The sequence below is a fragment of the Rhodococcus sp. BH4 genome (genome assembly GCF_002079265.1).
Classification (GTDB): domain Bacteria; phylum Actinomycetota; class Actinomycetes; order Mycobacteriales; family Mycobacteriaceae; genus Rhodococcus_F; species Rhodococcus_F qingshengii.
Genome location: NZ_CP014941.1, coordinates 4,388,549 through 4,404,687, shown reverse-complemented (window position 1 = coordinate 4,404,687; position 16,139 = coordinate 4,388,549). Strand labels below are relative to the sequence as shown.

The following is a 16,139-nucleotide window of genomic DNA, read 5'->3' as shown; positions in this document are numbered from 1 at the left end:
TGTTTGGATATCGCCTGTTCAGATACTTGCGTCGTCACTTTTACCCCCCGGTAGTGTCGAACATACATTCGATACTAGCCTCGATAGCGAACGGACGCAACGCCTTTCTCCGTTGGCGTCTGAAAGTTCCGACAGTTCGGTTTTCGTGGTTGACTGGTCCTCATGATCGAGCTGAGGGGATTGACCAAGGTTTACGGACCGACGAAAGCGGTGGACGATTTGTCGTTCACGGTCAAGCCGGGCATCGTGACGGGCTTCCTGGGCCCGAACGGTGCTGGTAAGTCGACGACGATGCGGATGATCCTGGGTTTGGATCAGCCGACGTCGGGTGTGGCGTTGATCGAGGGCAAGCCGTACCGCGAGCTCAAGACGCCGTTGCGGACGGTGGGTGCGTTGTTGGATGCGAAGTGGGTGCACCCCAATCGCAGTGCGCGTGCGCATCTGCAGTGGATGGCTGCTTCGAACGGGATCCCGAAGTCCCGCGTCGACGAGGTGCTCGGGTTGGTCGGGTTGTCCGAGGTGGCGGGTAAGAAGGCCGGCGGGTTCTCGTTGGGTATGTCGCAGCGTCTGGGGTTGGCGGGTGCGTTGTTGGGGGATCCGAAGGTGTTGTTGTTCGACGAGCCGGTCAACGGTCTCGATCCGGAGGGCATCGTCTGGATTCGTAAGTTCATGCAGCGGTTGGCGGCCGAGGGCCGCACGGTGTTGGTGTCGAGTCACCTCCTGTCGGAGATGGCGCTCACGGCGGAGCAGTTGGTGGTGATCCGTCGGGGTCGGTTGATTTCGGATTCGACGGTGGCGGAGTTCGTGGATCGTTCGTCGGAGTCGACGGTGCGCGTGCGCAGCCCACAGCTCGATGCGTTGCGCAGTGTGTTGCTCTCGCAGGGGCTGACGGTGCGTGAAGACGGTTCCGGCGTTGCCCCGGCATTGGTGGTCGTGGATTCGACCACCGATGTGATCGGTGGTTTGGCTGGTTCGCAGGGGATCGTGTTGTACGAGTTGGCTTCTCAGCAGGGGTCGCTCGAGGATGCGTTCATGAAGTTGACCGGGGACGATGTCCAGTACCACGCATCCGGTATCGATCCGGGTGCCGGAGCCCACCACGCAAATACACAGCAGGCAAACACGCAGCAGGCTATGGGAGGTGCACTGTAATGGCTGTTCTCAGTGCTGAACGTATCAAGATCACCACGACCAAGTCGCCGCTGTGGTGCTCGGTCATCATCATCGTGCTCGGGTTGGGACTCGCTACCGTTTTCGGACTGAGCGCCAAGTCGTCGCTCAGCAACCCCAACGGTGCAATGATGCCGACAGTGTCGGGGGCACTCAGTGGAGTGACCGGCTTCGGTGTGTTGGTTCTGATGATCATGGCGGCCCTCGCGATCACCAGCGAATATCGTTTCGGGACAATCCGAACCACATTCCAGGCAGTTCCGAACCGCGCCTCGGTGCTCATCGCCAAAGCGGGCCTCATCGGTGGGTTCGGAGCGGTGCTGACTCTCGTGTTGTCGTTCGGCGCCTTCGCCCTCACGAAGGCCACGGCAGGTGACGCCGGAAGATTCTTGACTCTGTCCGGCGACGAGAACTGGCGGGTCGTCTACGGAACACCGATCTACGCGTTCTTCTGCGTAGTTCTAGCCGTAGGAGTGGGCGCGTTGCTCCGGCAGTCTGCAGGTGCGATCGCGCTTCTGCTGTTGTGGCCCTTGCTGATCGAGAATCTTTTCAACCTGTTCGGAAGTATCGGCGAGAAGATCATGCCGTTCCTGCCGTTCATGAACGCCAACAATTTTCTCGGTTCCAGCGGTGGCGTCGATTTCCACTGGGGACCATGGGGCAGCCTGATCTACTTCGCCCTCTTCGTGCTCGTCGTATTCGGTCTCAGCATCGTCGTCGTGAACAGGCGGGATGCATAGGCACACGGATCAGACGGGCTGATTCTGCTTACGCCAACGGGCGTTCAGGAAACCCAATGCCGCGATCACGAGGAACAACACGGTGGTCGAGATCAACTGTGCACGGGCATCGGCGTCGAAGAGCATGAGGACGACGAAGACGCCAAGCATCGCGAGTGTCGCGTAGCTCAGATACGGGAACAGCCACATCCGAACCGTCAGCTTGCCCGACGCTTCGAGTTGTTTTCGCAGTCGCAGATGCGAGACGACGATGAAGATCCAGATGACCAGCAGCGCAGCGCCGACTGCGTTGAGCAGGATGCCGAGCAGGTCGTCGGGGAGCAGCCAGTTGAGCAGGACGCTGACGAAGCCGAAGAACACCGACAGCAGAACGGCATTGGTCGGAACTCCGGTGCTCGACAGTTTCGCCATGAAGGCGGGTCCGTCGCCGCGGCGCGAAAGTGAGAACGCCATGCGAGAGGTGCCGTAGATGTTGGCGTTGAAGGCGGAAAGCAACGCCACCACTACGACGAGTTCCATGAACCCGGCAACGCCTGGAATGTTCGCCTTGTTCAGGACGGCCACAAACGGGCCGCTCTCGAGTTCGGGGTCGTTCCAGGGCAGCACCAGAACCATGATCGAGATGGCGCCGATGTAGAAGACGCTGATGCGCCACACGACGCTCCGGACAGCGACGGCGATGGAGCGTTCCGGATTCTCGGATTCGGCTGCGGCGATGGTGACGATCTCGATCCCACCGAAGGCGAATGCCACGACGAGAAGTCCTGCGGCAATGCCGGACAGCCCGTTGGGCATGAAGCCGCCCTGGCCGAACAGATTGCTCGTACCGACCGGGTCGGTATCGGGCAGGAGGCCGAACACCAGCAGGACACCGATGATCAGGAAGCCGATGATGACGGTGACTTTGATTGCGGCGAACCAGAACTCGAACTCACCGAAGTTGCTGACTTTCGCCAGGTTCACCACGGCGAAGAACACCACGAAAACCAGGGCGACAACCCATTGCGGGATCGACGGCACCCAGTCGTTCACGATCGCCGAGGCTCCGGTGATCTCGGCGCCCAGCACCATGATCAGCATGAACCAGTAGAGCCAGCCCATCACGAAGCCGGCCCACTCGCCGATCCCCAGGCGCGCGTAGTGAGAGAAGGAACCGCTGGCCGGGATCGCGGCGCCCATCTCGCCGAGCATGCGCATCACGAACACCACGACGGCGCCCGCAAGGATGTAGGAGATCAGGACGGCCGGCCCGGCCTTGGCGATACCGACGCCGGTTCCGAGGAACAGGCCGGCGCCGATGGCCGAGCCCAGGCCCATCATCGTCAGATGGCGGACCTTGAGACCGTGGCCGAGAGCAGTGGTTGTTCCGTCGGAGACGTCGGTGCTACTCATCAGTCGTTGGCGTGCAAAGCAGCGTTCAGTTCGACGCCGGTGCCCTTCCACGGCACGACCTCGACGGCACCCGAGACCGAGTTACGACGGAAGAGAAGGTTCGACTTGCCGCTCAGTTCCTTGGCCTTGACGACGGTTCCGTCCGGGCCGGTGACCTTGGTGCCGGCGGTGACGTAGAGGCCCGCTTCGAGGACGCAGTCGTCGCCGAGCGAAATGCCGAGGCCGGCGTTTGCGCCGAGGAGGCAGCGCTTGCCGAGGGAGATCGTTTCCTTGCCTCCACCGGAGAGGGTGCCCATGATCGAGGCGCCGCCGCCCACATCGGATCCGTCGTCGACGACGACGCCCGCGGAGATGCGGCCTTCGACCATCGAGTTGCCGAGGGTGCCGGCGTTGAAGTTGACGAAGCCCTCGTGCATGACGGTCGTTCCGCTGGCGAGGTGTGCACCGAGTCGGACACGGTCCGCGTCACCGATGCGAACTCCGGACGGCACGACGTAGTCGACCATGCGGGGGAACTTGTCGACGCTGAACACGGTCACGACACCGCGGATGCGCAGACGCGAGCGAACCTGCTCGAAACCTTCGACGGCGCACGGGCCGAAGTTGGTCCACACGACGTTGCTGAGCAGGCCGAACTGGCCGTCGAGGTTGACACCGTGGGGTGCGACTAGACGGTGCGAGAGGAGATGGAGGCGCAGGTAGACGTCATGTGCGTCGACCGGCGCCTTGGAGAGATCGGCGATGGTGGTGCGCACGACGACCTGCGATACCTCGCGAGCGTCGTCAGTGCCTGCCAGCAGTGCAAGATCGGAAGGAATATCTGTTCCCTCGACGTTCTCGGTACCGGTCTTGTCGAATGTTCCCAGCTCCGGTGCCGGGAACCAGGTGTCGAGGACGGTTCCGTCCGCGGTCACGTTGGCGATACCTACTGCTGTTGCTCCCTGTGCGCTCACGGGACTAGAGATTACTGGGTGGTGGGTGCACCGGCCTAGGCTGGTGCGTGTGAGCATCCTCGATCTTGCTTCGGACCCCATCGACTTGACGGCCGCCCTGGTCGACATCCCCAGCGTCTCGCACGACGAATCCGTCATCGCGCAGGCTGTCGAGGATGCGCTGCGTGAGCAGACTTCGGGCTTCGAGATCATCCGCAACGGCAATGCCGTGTTGGCGCGTACGTCGCGTGGTTTGCCCAGTCGGGTCATGCTCGCCGGACATCTGGATACGGTGCCGATCGCGGACAACGTTCCTTCGCGGCGTGACGGCGACATCCTGCACGGCTGCGGGACCGTGGACATGAAGTCGGGCGACGCGGTCTTCCTGCACCTTGCGGCCACCATCGAGAACCTGGCCCACGATCTGACCCTCGTCTTCTACGACTGCGAAGAGATCGCCGCAACGTACAACGGCCTGGGACGGATCGAACGCGAGATCCCGCAATGGCTCGCGGCGGACGTCGCAATTCTCGGTGAGCCGACGGCCGGTTTCATCGAGGCCGGGTGTCAGGGCACGATGCGGGTGCGGTTGACGGCTTCGGGAACTCGCGCCCATTCGGCCAGGTCTTGGCTGGGGGACAATGCCATTCACAAGTTCGGCGGAGCGTTGGAGCGGTTGTCGGCGTACCAGCCGCGCTCGGTCGACATCGACGGTTGCGGCTACCGCGAGGGCTTGTCGGCGGTGCAGATCTCCGGCGGTGTCGCCGGAAACGTCGTCCCGGACGAAGCCGAGATGGACGTCAATTTCCGATTCGCGCCCGATCGCAGCGAGGTACAAGCCGAGGCGCACGTGCGCGAAGTGTTCGACGGTCTGGGCCTCGGATTCGAGGTCACCGACTCCTCGCCCGGCGCGCTGCCCGGCTTGGCGAACCCGTCCGCTGCCGCCCTGATCGAGGCGGCCGGTGGTCAGTTCCGTGCGAAGTACGGGTGGACCGACGTGTCCAGGTTCTCGGCGCTCGGCATTCCTGCCGTGAACTACGGACCGGGTGATCCGAACCTCGCGCACAAGCGCGACGAGCACGTTCCGGTGCAGCAGATCACCGACGTCGCGGCCGTGCTGAGGAAGTATCTGTCGGCCTGACCGTTAGCCTTGCCGCATGGCACCAGAGAAGAATTCGGCTTCGAAGAAGCAGAGCTCGTCGATCAAGCACCGCGGGCCGGTTCAGCTTCGACGCAAGCGCAAGGACGAGAAGACCACGACGGATCAGCGCTTGCTCGACAAGCGCGGACCCACGGATTGGGTACACACCGATCCGTGGCGTGTGCTGCGTATCCAGAGCGAATTCATCGAAGGTTTCGGCGCACTCGCCGAGGTCCCGCGTGCGGTGACGGTGTTCGGTTCGGCCCGCACCACGGTCGATCATCCCGAGTACCAATCCGGGCGCGAGCTGGGAACGGCGTTGGCCGAGGCCGGGTACGCCGTCATCACCGGTGGTGGGCCAGGAGTGATGGAAGCTGCCAACCGCGGTTGCAGTGAGGCCGGCGGGTACTCGATCGGCCTCGGCATCGAGTTGCCGTTCGAGCAGGGACTCAACGAGTGGGTGGATCTCGGAATCAACTTCCGGTACTTCTTCGCACGCAAGACGATGTTCGTGAAGTACTCCCAGGCATTCATCTGCCTGCCGGGTGGCTTCGGAACACTCGACGAGCTGTTCGAGGCACTCACCCTGGTGCAGACCCACAAGGTCACGCGCTTCCCGATCGTCCTGTTCGGTACCGAGTACTGGTCCGGACTCGTCGATTGGATCCGCGGCACCCTCGAGCGTGACGGCAAGATTTCCGAAGGTGACGTGAACTTGCTGCACGTCACCGACAGTGTGGAAGAAGCAGTACGAATCGTCCTCAACGCCGACAAGGGCGTCGACGAGGCCGCAGATCTGGGGAAAGAAGAAGAATGGTGACCGATTCCGACAAGAAGTACTCGATCTGCGTCTACTGCGCGTCGGGTCCGGTGGACGAATCGTTCCTGGCATTGGCTGCCGAGGTGGGAACCGCGATCGGTCGACGCGGATGGCAGTTGGTCTCGGGTGGCGGCAACGTGTCGATGATGGGCGCTGTCGCCGAGTCCGCTCGCGCGGCGGGTGCCTGGACCGTCGGCGTCATCCCGAAAGCCTTGGTGCACAAGGAAGTTGCCGACGTCGATGCCGACGAACTGATCGTCACGGACACCATGCGCGAACGCAAGAAGCTGATGGAAGACCACGCCGACGCGTTCATCACGCTGCCCGGCGGAATCGGGACGCTGGAAGAGTTGTTCGAGACGTGGACCGCCGGCTACCTGGGAATGCACGAGAAACCTGTCGTGATGCTCGATCCCGTCGGCCACTTCACTGGCCTGCTCGAGTGGTTGAACAAGCTCGACGGGACGGGCTTCGTCGGGCGTCAGGCGCTGGACACTCTGCTGGTGAGGACGGACGTCGAGGCCGCGCTCGACGCGTGCGTCAAATCCTGATCAGACGCGTGCGTGAAACCCTGACCTGGGGCATGGCGGGCTTTATTACCGTGCAGTAAGGTGGCCGCAGACTGGGCGGCCGAATGGGCGCCGGATACGTGTTAGGGGAGCCATGAGTTCGGAAGCCCGTTCGACCGTCGGCCTGCTCGATCTGGCGGCAAAACTGCCGTCGATGATCACCGAGGTGCCGATCCTGGCGCGGGGGGCCGCCGGGCTCACCCGTAAGCCTTCGGCCAAGGAATCGATCGGGTTGATCTTCCAGAAGGCCGCGCACGCGCACCCGTCGCGCCCGTTCATCCGGTTCGAGGGCCACGCGACCAGTTACGCGGAAGCCAACGAACTGGTGAACCGCTACGCGGACGTTCTCCGTGGTCGAGGAGTCGACCGCGGAGACGTCGTCGGAGTGCTGGCAAAGAACACTCCCGAAGCGCTGTTGATCGCCTTGGCCGCGGTAAAACTCGGCGCGGCAGCGGGCATGCTGAACTACAACCAGCGCGACGACGTTCTGGCACACAGCCTTACGCTCCTCGACGCGCGGGTCCTGGTGGTCGCCGACGAGTGCGAAGAAGCCCTCGAATCGTTGCCCGCCGGATTTAGCGGACCGAACCAACTTCTCGTCAGCGAACTCGCGGATCTGGCGAAGACGGCTGATCCGTCCAACCCCGCGGTCACCGCCGAGGTGCTGGCAAAGGAGAAGGCGTTCTACATCTTCACCTCGGGCACCACCGGAATGCCCAAGGCCAGCTTGATGACTCACTTCCGTTGGTTGAAGTCGATGTCGGGGCTCGGGTTGATGGGCGTGCGCTTGCGCGGCTCGGACACCCTGTACTGCTGCCTGCCGCTCTACCACAACAACGCGTTGACGGTCTCGCTGTCCTCGGTGCTCGCGTCCGGTGCGACAATCGCGATCGGACGTCAGTTCTCGGCCTCGCGGTTCTGGGACGACATCGCACTCAACAAGGCGACCGCGTTCACCTACATCGGCGAACTGTGCCGCTATCTGCTCAACCAGCCGGTCAAGCCGACCGACAGCGACAATGCTGTTCGGCTGATGGTGGGTAACGGTCTGCGCCCTGAGATCTGGGCCGAATTCACCCAGCGGTTCGGCATACCCCGCGTCGCCGAGTTCTACGGTGCGAGCGAATGCAACATCGCGTTCGTCAACGCACTCAACGTCGACAAGACAGCAGGCATCTGCCCGTTGCCGCACGCCGTCGTGGAGTTCGACGAGGACACCGGAAAAGCGTTGCGTGGAGCCGACGGTCGACTCCGCAAGGTTTCCACGGGTCAGGTCGGACTCCTGCTGTCGAAGGTCACCGACCGGGCGCCTTTCGACGGTTACACCGACGAAGCGGCGAGCAACAGCAAACTGGTACGCGGCGGATTCAAGGACGACGACACCTGGTTCGACACCGGAGACCTGGTGCGCAAGCAGGGATGGGGCCACGTCGCCTTCGTCGACCGCCTCGGCGACACCTTCCGTTGGAAGGGCGAGAACGTTGCCACCACGGAGGTCGAGGGCGCACTGAGTTCGCACCCGGCCGTCGAGGAAGCAGTTGTCTACGGCGTCGAGATTCCGGGCACCGACGGTCGCGCGGGCATGGCGGCGGTCAAGCTGCGGGACGGTCAAAGCTTGGAGGGAAGTGAAGTCGCGGCACACCTATACGGCAAGCTCCCCAACTACGCGGTCCCGCTGTTCATCCGCATCGTCGACTCACTCGAACACACCAGCACTTTCAAGTCGCGCAAGGTGGAATTGCGCAACGAGGGCTACGACGTCGGCGCCGACACTCTGCACGTTCTCGAAGGCCGCGAGGGTGGTTACGTGGACTCGTACGACGAATACGTCGGAAAGGTCGCGGCGGGCTCGGTACCCAAGGGCTAGACCGAGTTCCGTCATGCCAGTATGAGTGGCATGTCTTCACTCCCCGGTTCCACCGCGCAGCCAGGTCCGGCGCCCACCCTGTGTGGGCGTCCGGTCGCGGTCGACCGTGCACTGGTGATGGCCATCGTCAACCGCACTCCCGATTCCTTCTACGACCAAGGCGCGACGTTCTCGGATTCGGCAGCGATGGCTGCCGTCGACAGGGCCGTCGACGAGGGCGCCGATCTGGTGGACATCGGGGGAGTGAAAGCTGGGCCCGGTGACCTCGTCGACGCCGACGAAGAGGTCAGGCGAGTCGTTCCGTTCGTCGCCGCGATCAGAGCCAAGTACCCCGAGCTGATCATCAGCGTCGACACCTGGCGGAGCGGCGTCGCGCGGTTGGCACGCGTCGAAGGCGCCGACCTGATCAACGACACGTGGGCGGGTGCGGATCCCGACCTCGTCCTGGTTGCTGCCGAGACTGGTGCCGGGATCGTCTGCTCGCACACGGGTGGCGCGGTTCCGCGCACCCGCCCGCATCGTGTCCGCTACGACGACGTCGTCGCAGATGTGGTCACCGAGGTCGTGTCGGCGGCAGAGCGCGCCCTGGCACTCGGGGTTCCGCGTGACGCGATCCTGATCGATCCCACCCACGATTTCGGTAAGAACACCTTTCACGGGCTCGAGTTGTTGCGGAAAGTGGACGTTCTTGTAAACACCGGGTGGCCAGTGCTGATGGCGCTGAGTAATAAGGACTTCATCGGGGAGACTCTTGGTGTGGAGCTTTCCGAGAGGTTGGAGGGAACATTGGCAGCGACAGCAATGGCCGCGGCGGGCGGCGCCCGGGTGTTCCGTGTTCACGAGGTGGCGTCCACCCGTCGAGTCGTCGACATGGTGGCCGCGATCCAGGGACGCCGTGCCCCGGTACGTACGGTTCGAGGTCTGGCATGAGCATCACCGGTGCGGGCCCGACCCGCGTATGGGCAGACGCCAACAGTTGGGACCATCCGAGTTGGACGGTCGCCGAGCTCGAACGGGCGAAGGGCGGCCGAACCGTCTCGGTGGTGTTGCCCGCGCTCAACGAAGAGGACACCGTTGCTGCGGTGGTCGACACCATTCATCCGTTGCTCGGTGGTTTGGTCGACGAGTTGATCGTTCTCGATTCCGGTTCGACCGACCGTACCGCCGAGCGTGCTCGCGCGGCGGGGGCGACGGTGATCAGTCGTGAGAGCGCAGTCCCGTCCATCCCGCCGACCGCGGGCAAGGGTGAGGTGCTGTGGCGTTCGGTCGCCGCAACGACCGGCGATCTGATCGCATTCGTCGACTCCGATCTCATCAATCCCGATCCGGCGTTCGTGCCCAAACTGCTGGGGCCGCTGCTCACGGTTGACGGCATCCATCTGGTGAAGGGCTACTACCGCCGTCCGCTGCGCGTGAGCGGCACGGAGGATGCCAACGGCGGCGGGCGAGTCACGGAATTGGTTGCGCGGCCCATGTTGGCCGCGCTGCGGCCGGAACTCACGTCGGTACTGCAACCGCTTGGCGGTGAATACGCGGGCACCCGTGAGCTGCTGTCCGCTGTCCCGTTCGCGCCCGGCTACGGCGTCGAGATCGGCCTTCTGCTCGACACGTACGACACGTTGGGGCTGGCGGCGATCGGTCAGGTCAATCTCGGTGTGCGCAAGCATCGCAACCGGCCGCTCGCCGACCTCGGTGTGATGAGCCGGCAGATCATCGGAACGATGCTCCGGCGGTGCGGGATCGAGGATTCGGGTGCCGGGTTGACCCAATTCCTGGTCGACGGCGATTCTTTCGTGCCCGAGACCACCGAGGTTTCGCTACTCGATCGACCCCCGATGAATTCGATAGTGCGCACCGCGGGGGTCTGACCGCTCACACTCGGGTATGGGAGTATCGGTCCATGATGACGATCCTCCTGTACCTGATTGTCATGGCACTGGTCGGCGCGATGATCTTCCTCGCCGCCAGCGCTGTGTTCGGGCGCTCGGAAGAGCTGCCGCCGCTGCCTCCTGGCACGACGGCGACCGTACTCCCGGCAGAGGACGTCACCGGGGCGGATGTCGACGCGCTGCGTTTTCAGCAGGTGCTGCGTGGCTACAAGGCGAGTGAAGTGGATTGGGCCCTGCATCGCCTCGGGTTGGAAATCGATTCTCTGCGTGCACAACTGGGCCGTGACGAGCGGTCTGAGGTCCTGGTGAAAGCGGATGCTCCGGCCAAGGCCGAAGCATCGCAGGAGGAGCCTGAGACCGTATCCGAATCGAAGGATTCCCAGGGCTGATGGCCGACGGACTCGTTCGGTGCGGCTGGGTGGTCGAGACGCCCGGCGACACGCTCTACCGCGACTATCACGACGAGGAGTGGGGGCGTCCGCTGCACGGGCGCGACGAACTGTTCGAACGACTCGCCCTCGAAGCATTCCAATCGGGACTTTCGTGGATCACGATTCTGCGCAAACGCGAGGCGTTCCGCGAAGCCTTCGACGGGTTCGATCCGGACAAGGTCGCAGCGTACGGAGTTGCGGATGTCGAGAGATTGCTCTCCGATGCCGCGATCGTCCGCAATCGCGCGAAGATCGAGGCGACGATTTCCAACGCCCGAGTGCTCGTGAATTCGCCCGATCTGGACCTCGATTCGTTACTCTGGTCGTTCTCGCCGCCTCGACGCACCAGAAGACTGACATCAATTGCAGAGGTTCCCGCGGTCACTCCCGAGTCGACTGCCATGGCTAAGGAACTCAAGCGGCGCGGGTTCAAGTTTGTGGGTCCTACCACGGCTTATGCGCTCATGCAGGCTACCGGAATGGTCGATGATCACGTGGCTGATTGCTGGGTTCCGGTGCAGGTGTGACGGTCGACTGAACACCCCTAAATGTGACTCAGATTCCCGGTTCCCGCATCCATAGGGAACAATGGAGGGTACGAGCCTCGCTGATTGTTGGCGGGGCGCACCGTTAGTCGAGGCGCAGAGCAATGCAGCGCAGATCTGGAGGGAGCAGAGGATGGCGGCCATGAAGCCCCGGACCGGGGACGGTCCCCTCGAAGCAACCAAAGAGGGACGAGGAATCGTCATGCGGGTTCCACTCGAGGGTGGCGGACGCCTCGTCGTCGAGCTGACCCCGGATGAAGCTGCAGCGCTCGGTGTGGAACTCACGAACGTCACCAGCTAGTCGGGTCCAGGTTGTAGCAGTACGAACAACAGCACGTGATTGCACGCAGGCTCCGTATCCGTTTCGGTACGGGGCCTGAAGTGTGTGCGCACCGCCGGTAGCCGAAAGGACGGATCAATGCTTGCCGCCGTGATCGATCTTCTGTCCTGCCCGCAGTGTGCTGCTGATCTGGAATTGGTGGACGGCGCCGCCGAGTGCGACCGCGGACATCGATTCGACGTCGCTCGCCAGGGTTACGTGAGCCTGATCAGTGGCGGTGCCACGAAGTTCACCGGCGACAGTGCCGAGATGATTGCCGCGCGTGCACGATTGCTCGGCGCCGGCCACTTCGGCCCGCTGATGGATGCCGTCACCCGGGCCTGCGCGACGACGGCGAGGTCGGATCCCGCGCGGATCGTCGAAATCGGCGCAGGCACAGGACAATACCTCGCACACGTCGTGGATTCGCTGCCTGATTCTCGGGCGATAGCGTTGGACGTGTCCAAGTTCGCGGCCCGGCGTGCCGCGAAGGTCCACGAAAGAATCGGTTCGATCGTCGCAGACGTCTGGCAACCACTACCCATTCGCGACGGAGCGCTCTCTCACGTGCTCTGTGTGTTCGCTCCTCGTAACGGTCCGCAGTCCCATCGAGTTCTCGCCGAAGACGGCGTTCTGGTGGTCCTGACGCCCACCGACAGGCATCTGCGCGAGCTGATCGACATTCTCGCGATGGTCCGGGTCGACGACCGCAAAGTGGAACGTCTCGAATCGTCGATGGCCGGATACTTCGAGCGTGTGAGTAGCGACGAGGTCGAGTTCACGATGTCACTCTCACACCAGGACGTCCTCGACTTGGTGGGGATGGGACCGTCGGCGAGACACCTGACGCCCGCCGATCTGGCTGCCGCCGTGGAGAAGCTGCCGCAGCCGAGTACCGTCACCGCGTCGGCGACGGTCTCGACCTATCGCAAGATCTGACGCGGATCAGCGTCTCGTGACGGCGTCCGCGTAGACCTCGAGCGTCTGCTTGGCGATTTCGGCCCAGGAGAACTCGTCGATCGCACGGATCCTGCCCGCACGACCCATCGCGTCGGCGCCTTCTCGGTCGGCGACAACGGCATTGACGGTGGCCGCGAGCGATTCCTCGAACGCGTTCGGCTCGTAGGCGTTGTAGTGCACGAGTCGACCGGTGACGCCGTCGGCGACCACCTCGGGGATGCCGCCGACGTCGGAAGCGACCACGGCGGTCTCACACGCCATGGCTTCGAGATTGACGATCCCGAGGGGTTCGTACACCGAAGGGCAGACGAATACCGTTGCTGCCGAAAGTATTTCCCTGATCTGCTCGGTCGGGAGCATCTCGCGCACCCAGTAGACATTGCCCCGGTGCCGGGCGAGTTCGGCCACCGCCTTCTCCGTCTCGGCGGCGATCTCCGGCGTATCGGGAGCGCCGGCGCACAGCACGAGCTGAATCTCCGGGTCGAAGTGGTGGGCTGCCGCGACGAGGTGCCCGACGCCCTTCTGCCTCGTGATGCGTCCGACAAAGGCCACGATGGGTTTTGCCGGGTCGACGCCGATCGACGCGAGTGCGGACTGTGCTCCCGGCGCAGATCCCCCGGGATGCCATACCTCGGTGTCGATTCCGTTGCGCACTACGTGAACGCGACTCGGATCGACAGCGGGATACGCGTCGAGGACGTCGAGTCGCATACCGGAACTGACGGCGATGATCGCGTCTGCGTGCTCGACGGCGTTGCGTTCGGACCACGACGAGATCCGATAGCCGCCGCCTAGCTGTTCGGCCTTCCACGGGCGTCTGGGCTCGAGTGAGTGCGCGGTGAGGATGTGCGGCACGTTGTAGAGAGCCGACGCGAGATGCCCGGCCAGTCCGGTGTACCAGGTGTGGGAGTGGACGATGTCGACACCGGCCGCGGCGTCCGCCATGCGCAGTTCGGTGGAGAGCGTCGTCAGGGCCGGGTTGGATCCGGCGAGAGCGGGGTCGGGAGAGTGGACGATCGCGCCTTCGCGCGGGGCGCCCATGCAGTGCACGTCGACCTCGCACAGCCGTTTCATCTGAGCGACGAGCTCGGTTACGTGTACTCCTGCGCCGCCGTAGATCTCCGGCGGGTATTCCTTGGTCATCATCGCGACTCGCACGCGCTAAACCTAACCGGCCGTGGTCGATCCGGCTACCGATCACGTTATCCCCGGCCGTTCGGAGGGGGACACGATCGGACCTCTCGGACTGCTTCGCTAGCGGGAGTTCACCAGTGCGGATAGGTTAGCGGTGTGAGAAGCCAGCCGCATGTGCTTGGAATCGTGCTCGCCGGGGGCGAGGGCAAACGCTTGTATCCGCTGACCGCGGACAGAGCGAAGCCCGCAGTGCCCTTCGGAGGTGCATATCGACTTATCGACTTCGTGTTGAGCAACCTTGTCAACGCGGGATATCTGCGTATTTGTGTGTTGACGCAATACAAGTCACATTCACTCGACCGCCACATTTCGCAGACGTGGCGATTGTCCGGGTTCGCGGGTGAGTACATCACCCCGGTCCCGGCCCAGCAGCGGCTCGGGCCGCGCTGGTACACCGGCAGTGCCGACGCAATCCTGCAGTCGCTCAATCTCGTTTACGACGAGGACCCCGAGTACATCGTGGTTTTCGGTGCCGACCACGTGTACCGGATGGATCCGGAACAGATGGTTCAGCACCACATCGAATCCGGGGCAGGCGTGACGGTCGCGGGTATTCGTGTACCGCGAAGTGAGGCTTTTGCTTTCGGCTGCATCGACAGTGACGAGTCCGGACGCATCACCCAGTTCCTGGAAAAGCCCGCCCATCCTCCCGGGACACCGGACGACCCCAATTCGACGTTCGCGTCCATGGGTAACTATGTGTTCACCACCAAGGTACTCGTGGACGCCATCCGCGCTGATTCAGAGAATTCCGATTCCGATCACGACATGGGCGGCGACATCATTCCCGCCTTGGTCGCCGCGGGTGAGGCGTCGGTCTACGACTTCAAGGACAACGTCGTTCCCGGTGCCACCGATCGAGACCGCGGCTACTGGCGTGACGTCGGTACCCTCGACGCCTTCTACGACGCTCACATGGACCTGGTGTCGGTGCACCCGATCTTCAATCTCTACAACCGTCGCTGGCCCATCCGCGGCGCCACCGAGAATCTCGCGCCCGCAAAGTTCGTGAAGGGCGGACTCGCGCAGGAATCGGTCGTCGGTGCGGGGTCGATCCTGTCCGCGGCGACCGTGCGCAATTCGGTACTCAGTTCCAACGTGATGATCGAGGACGGTGCGACCGTCGAGGGCAGCGTGCTGATGCCGGGTGTGCGCATCGGCAAGGGTGCCGTCGTACGGCGAGCGATCCTCGACAAGAACGTCGTCGTCGGTGACGGCGAAATCATCGGCGTCGATCTCGAACGTGACCGCGAACGATTTGCCGTCAGTCAGGGTGGCGTCGTCGCCATCGGTAAGGGCGTCTGGATCTAGAGCTTGCTCGCGCAGAGGAGGCCGTCACCGAGGGGGAGGAGGACTCGAATGAGTCGCTCGTCCTCGGTCACGGCCTTTGCCGCTTCTCGGACCGCAACCGTTGTCGCGTCGCGTGCGGAGCTGTCGGCAACGCGGCCGTTGGCCAGGGCGTTGTGCAGAACGATGACACCGCCGGAGCGCAGCAGGCGGACACCTTCGCGGACGTAGTGCGGGTGGTCGATCGCGGCGCAGTCGACGAATACCAGGTCGTAGCCGCCGTCGGCGAGCCGGGGAAGCACGTCGAGAGCCCGTCCGTTGATCAGGCGAGTGCGTGCCGGAGCGATTCCGCTTTCGCGGAAGGTCAGCTTGGCGGCCCGCTGATGTTCGGGTTCGCTGTCGATCGTGGTCAGGACGCCGTCGTCGCGCATTCCGTGCAGAAGCCACAGGCTGCTCACGCCGGCTCCGGTACCCACCTCGACGGCCGTCTTCGCGTCGAGCATCCTCGCGAACATCGCGAGCGTCGCACCGACGGCGGGCGTCACCGGATGGGCTCCGAGATCCAGCGCTCGATCTCGCGCCGCGGTCAAAATCTCGTCCTCGGAAACTACGTCCTCGACGTGGCGGAGTATCTGTTCGGCGTGGGTCACGCTCATGAGGTTATCGGGCGGTTCGGATTGTCGCTGCAAGGCGCGCAGTCACCAGGATTCTCAGGAATCCCTCAGGCTCCTCATATGGCGTGCACACCGCGATGAGAAAAGGTGTATACATCGCCGGATCGAAGATCGCACGGCGGTATCGATTTCTACCAAGTTGGTCTTTCGCAGCTCGGTGATCGGGAACAAATCACAGCAACGGCTGGTTCTCCCGAATATCGCGCATC

Annotated in this window: 17 protein-coding genes; 13 read left to right on the top strand and 4 right to left on the bottom strand. The window is 63.5% G+C overall.

Annotated features, from left to right (window positions below; genetic code table 11):
* Positions 1 to 162 precede the first annotated feature (162 nt).
* Both A0W34_RS20105 and A0W34_RS20100 read left to right on the top strand, forming a co-directional pair.
* Positions 163 to 1,152, top strand: coding sequence for an ABC transporter ATP-binding protein (locus tag A0W34_RS20105; RefSeq protein WP_081558160.1), 990 nt, complete (start codon positions 163 to 165; stop codon positions 1,150 to 1,152).
* Entirely contained in the window at positions 1,152 to 1,910 is a 759-nt protein-coding gene (locus A0W34_RS20100; protein ID WP_047268975.1) for an ABC transporter permease, read from the top strand. Before A0W34_RS20105 ends, A0W34_RS20100 begins: the two co-directional genes overlap by 1 nt.
* 9 nt (positions 1,911 to 1,919) lie before the next feature.
* Here A0W34_RS20100 and A0W34_RS20095 read toward each other — a convergent pair whose 3' ends face one another.
* Positions 1,920 to 3,302 carry an amino acid permease gene (locus A0W34_RS20095; protein WP_063316838.1) on the bottom strand — a complete coding sequence of 461 codons (1,383 nt, stop codon included), beginning with the start codon at positions 3,300 to 3,302 and terminating at the stop codon, positions 1,920 to 1,922.
* A complete protein-coding gene (gene dapD / locus A0W34_RS20090; protein WP_019749368.1) occupies positions 3,302 to 4,255 on the bottom strand; it encodes a 2,3,4,5-tetrahydropyridine-2,6-dicarboxylate N-succinyltransferase in 954 nt (317 codons plus the stop codon). Before dapD ends, A0W34_RS20095 begins: the two co-directional genes overlap by 1 nt.
* 49 nt (positions 4,256 to 4,304) lie before the next feature.
* On the opposite strand from dapD, the gene dapE reads away from it, so the two are divergent.
* The 10 genes from dapE to A0W34_RS20040 all read left to right on the top strand — a co-directional run bounded on the left by dapE (position 4,305) and on the right by A0W34_RS20040 (position 12,754).
* Positions 4,305 to 5,375, top strand: coding sequence for a succinyl-diaminopimelate desuccinylase (gene dapE / locus A0W34_RS20085; RefSeq protein ID WP_172827020.1), 1,071 nt, complete (start codon positions 4,305 to 4,307; stop codon positions 5,373 to 5,375).
* 16 nt (positions 5,376 to 5,391) lie between these two features.
* A complete protein-coding gene (locus A0W34_RS20080) occupies positions 5,392 to 6,195 on the top strand; it encodes a TIGR00730 family Rossman fold protein (RefSeq protein ID WP_003945176.1) in 804 nt (267 codons plus the stop codon).
* Positions 6,189 to 6,746: a TIGR00730 family Rossman fold protein gene (locus tag A0W34_RS20075; RefSeq protein ID WP_003945191.1), complete on the top strand. Its 558-nt coding sequence runs from the start codon at positions 6,189 to 6,191 to the stop codon at positions 6,744 to 6,746. The genes A0W34_RS20080 and A0W34_RS20075 overlap by 7 nt, the downstream gene beginning before the upstream one ends.
* Before the next feature lie 112 nt (positions 6,747 to 6,858).
* Positions 6,859 to 8,631 carry a long-chain-acyl-CoA synthetase gene (locus A0W34_RS20070; protein WP_003945170.1) on the top strand — a complete coding sequence of 591 codons (1,773 nt, stop codon included), beginning with the start codon at positions 6,859 to 6,861 and terminating at the stop codon, positions 8,629 to 8,631.
* A gap of 30 nt (positions 8,632 to 8,661) precedes the next feature.
* Entirely contained in the window at positions 8,662 to 9,561 is a 900-nt protein-coding gene (gene folP / locus A0W34_RS20065) for a dihydropteroate synthase (RefSeq protein WP_050656816.1), read from the top strand.
* On the top strand, positions 9,558 to 10,499 hold the full coding sequence (locus tag A0W34_RS20060; protein ID WP_003945188.1) for a glucosyl-3-phosphoglycerate synthase: 942 nt from the start codon (positions 9,558 to 9,560) through the stop codon (positions 10,497 to 10,499). Before folP ends, A0W34_RS20060 begins: the two co-directional genes overlap by 4 nt.
* A 32-nt stretch (positions 10,500 to 10,531) precedes the next feature.
* Positions 10,532 to 10,909: a DivIVA domain-containing protein gene (locus A0W34_RS20055; protein WP_003945181.1), complete on the top strand. Its 378-nt coding sequence runs from the start codon at positions 10,532 to 10,534 to the stop codon at positions 10,907 to 10,909.
* Entirely contained in the window at positions 10,909 to 11,478 is a 570-nt protein-coding gene (locus A0W34_RS20050) for a DNA-3-methyladenine glycosylase I (RefSeq protein WP_030536943.1), read from the top strand. The genes A0W34_RS20055 and A0W34_RS20050 overlap by 1 nt, the downstream gene beginning before the upstream one ends.
* Before the next feature lie 151 nt (positions 11,479 to 11,629).
* Positions 11,630 to 11,797 (top strand): DUF3117 domain-containing protein, encoded by a 168-nt coding sequence (locus A0W34_RS20045; RefSeq protein WP_003945169.1) that lies wholly within the window; start codon positions 11,630 to 11,632, stop codon positions 11,795 to 11,797.
* Between the two features lie 117 nt (positions 11,798 to 11,914).
* Entirely contained in the window at positions 11,915 to 12,754 is an 840-nt protein-coding gene (locus tag A0W34_RS20040) for a putative RNA methyltransferase (protein WP_081558843.1), read from the top strand.
* A 6-nt stretch (positions 12,755 to 12,760) separates the two neighbouring features.
* Here A0W34_RS20040 and glgA read toward each other — a convergent pair whose 3' ends face one another.
* Positions 12,761 to 13,933, bottom strand: a complete 1,173-nt coding sequence (gene glgA / locus A0W34_RS20035) for a glycogen synthase (protein ID WP_064444029.1) — start codon at positions 13,931 to 13,933, stop codon at positions 12,761 to 12,763.
* Positions 13,934 to 14,065: 132 nt separating this feature from the next.
* On the opposite strand from glgA, the gene glgC reads away from it, so the two are divergent.
* Entirely contained in the window at positions 14,066 to 15,280 is a 1,215-nt protein-coding gene (gene glgC / locus A0W34_RS20030; protein ID WP_003945185.1) for a glucose-1-phosphate adenylyltransferase, read from the top strand.
* Here the strand turns inward: glgC and A0W34_RS20025 are convergent.
* Complete coding sequence (locus tag A0W34_RS20025; RefSeq protein ID WP_081558159.1) at positions 15,277 to 15,912, bottom strand: O-methyltransferase; 636 nt, start codon at positions 15,910 to 15,912, stop codon at positions 15,277 to 15,279. The two genes, glgC and A0W34_RS20025, sit on opposite strands and share 4 nt — an antisense overlap.
* Positions 15,913 to 16,139: the final 227 nt, after the last annotated feature.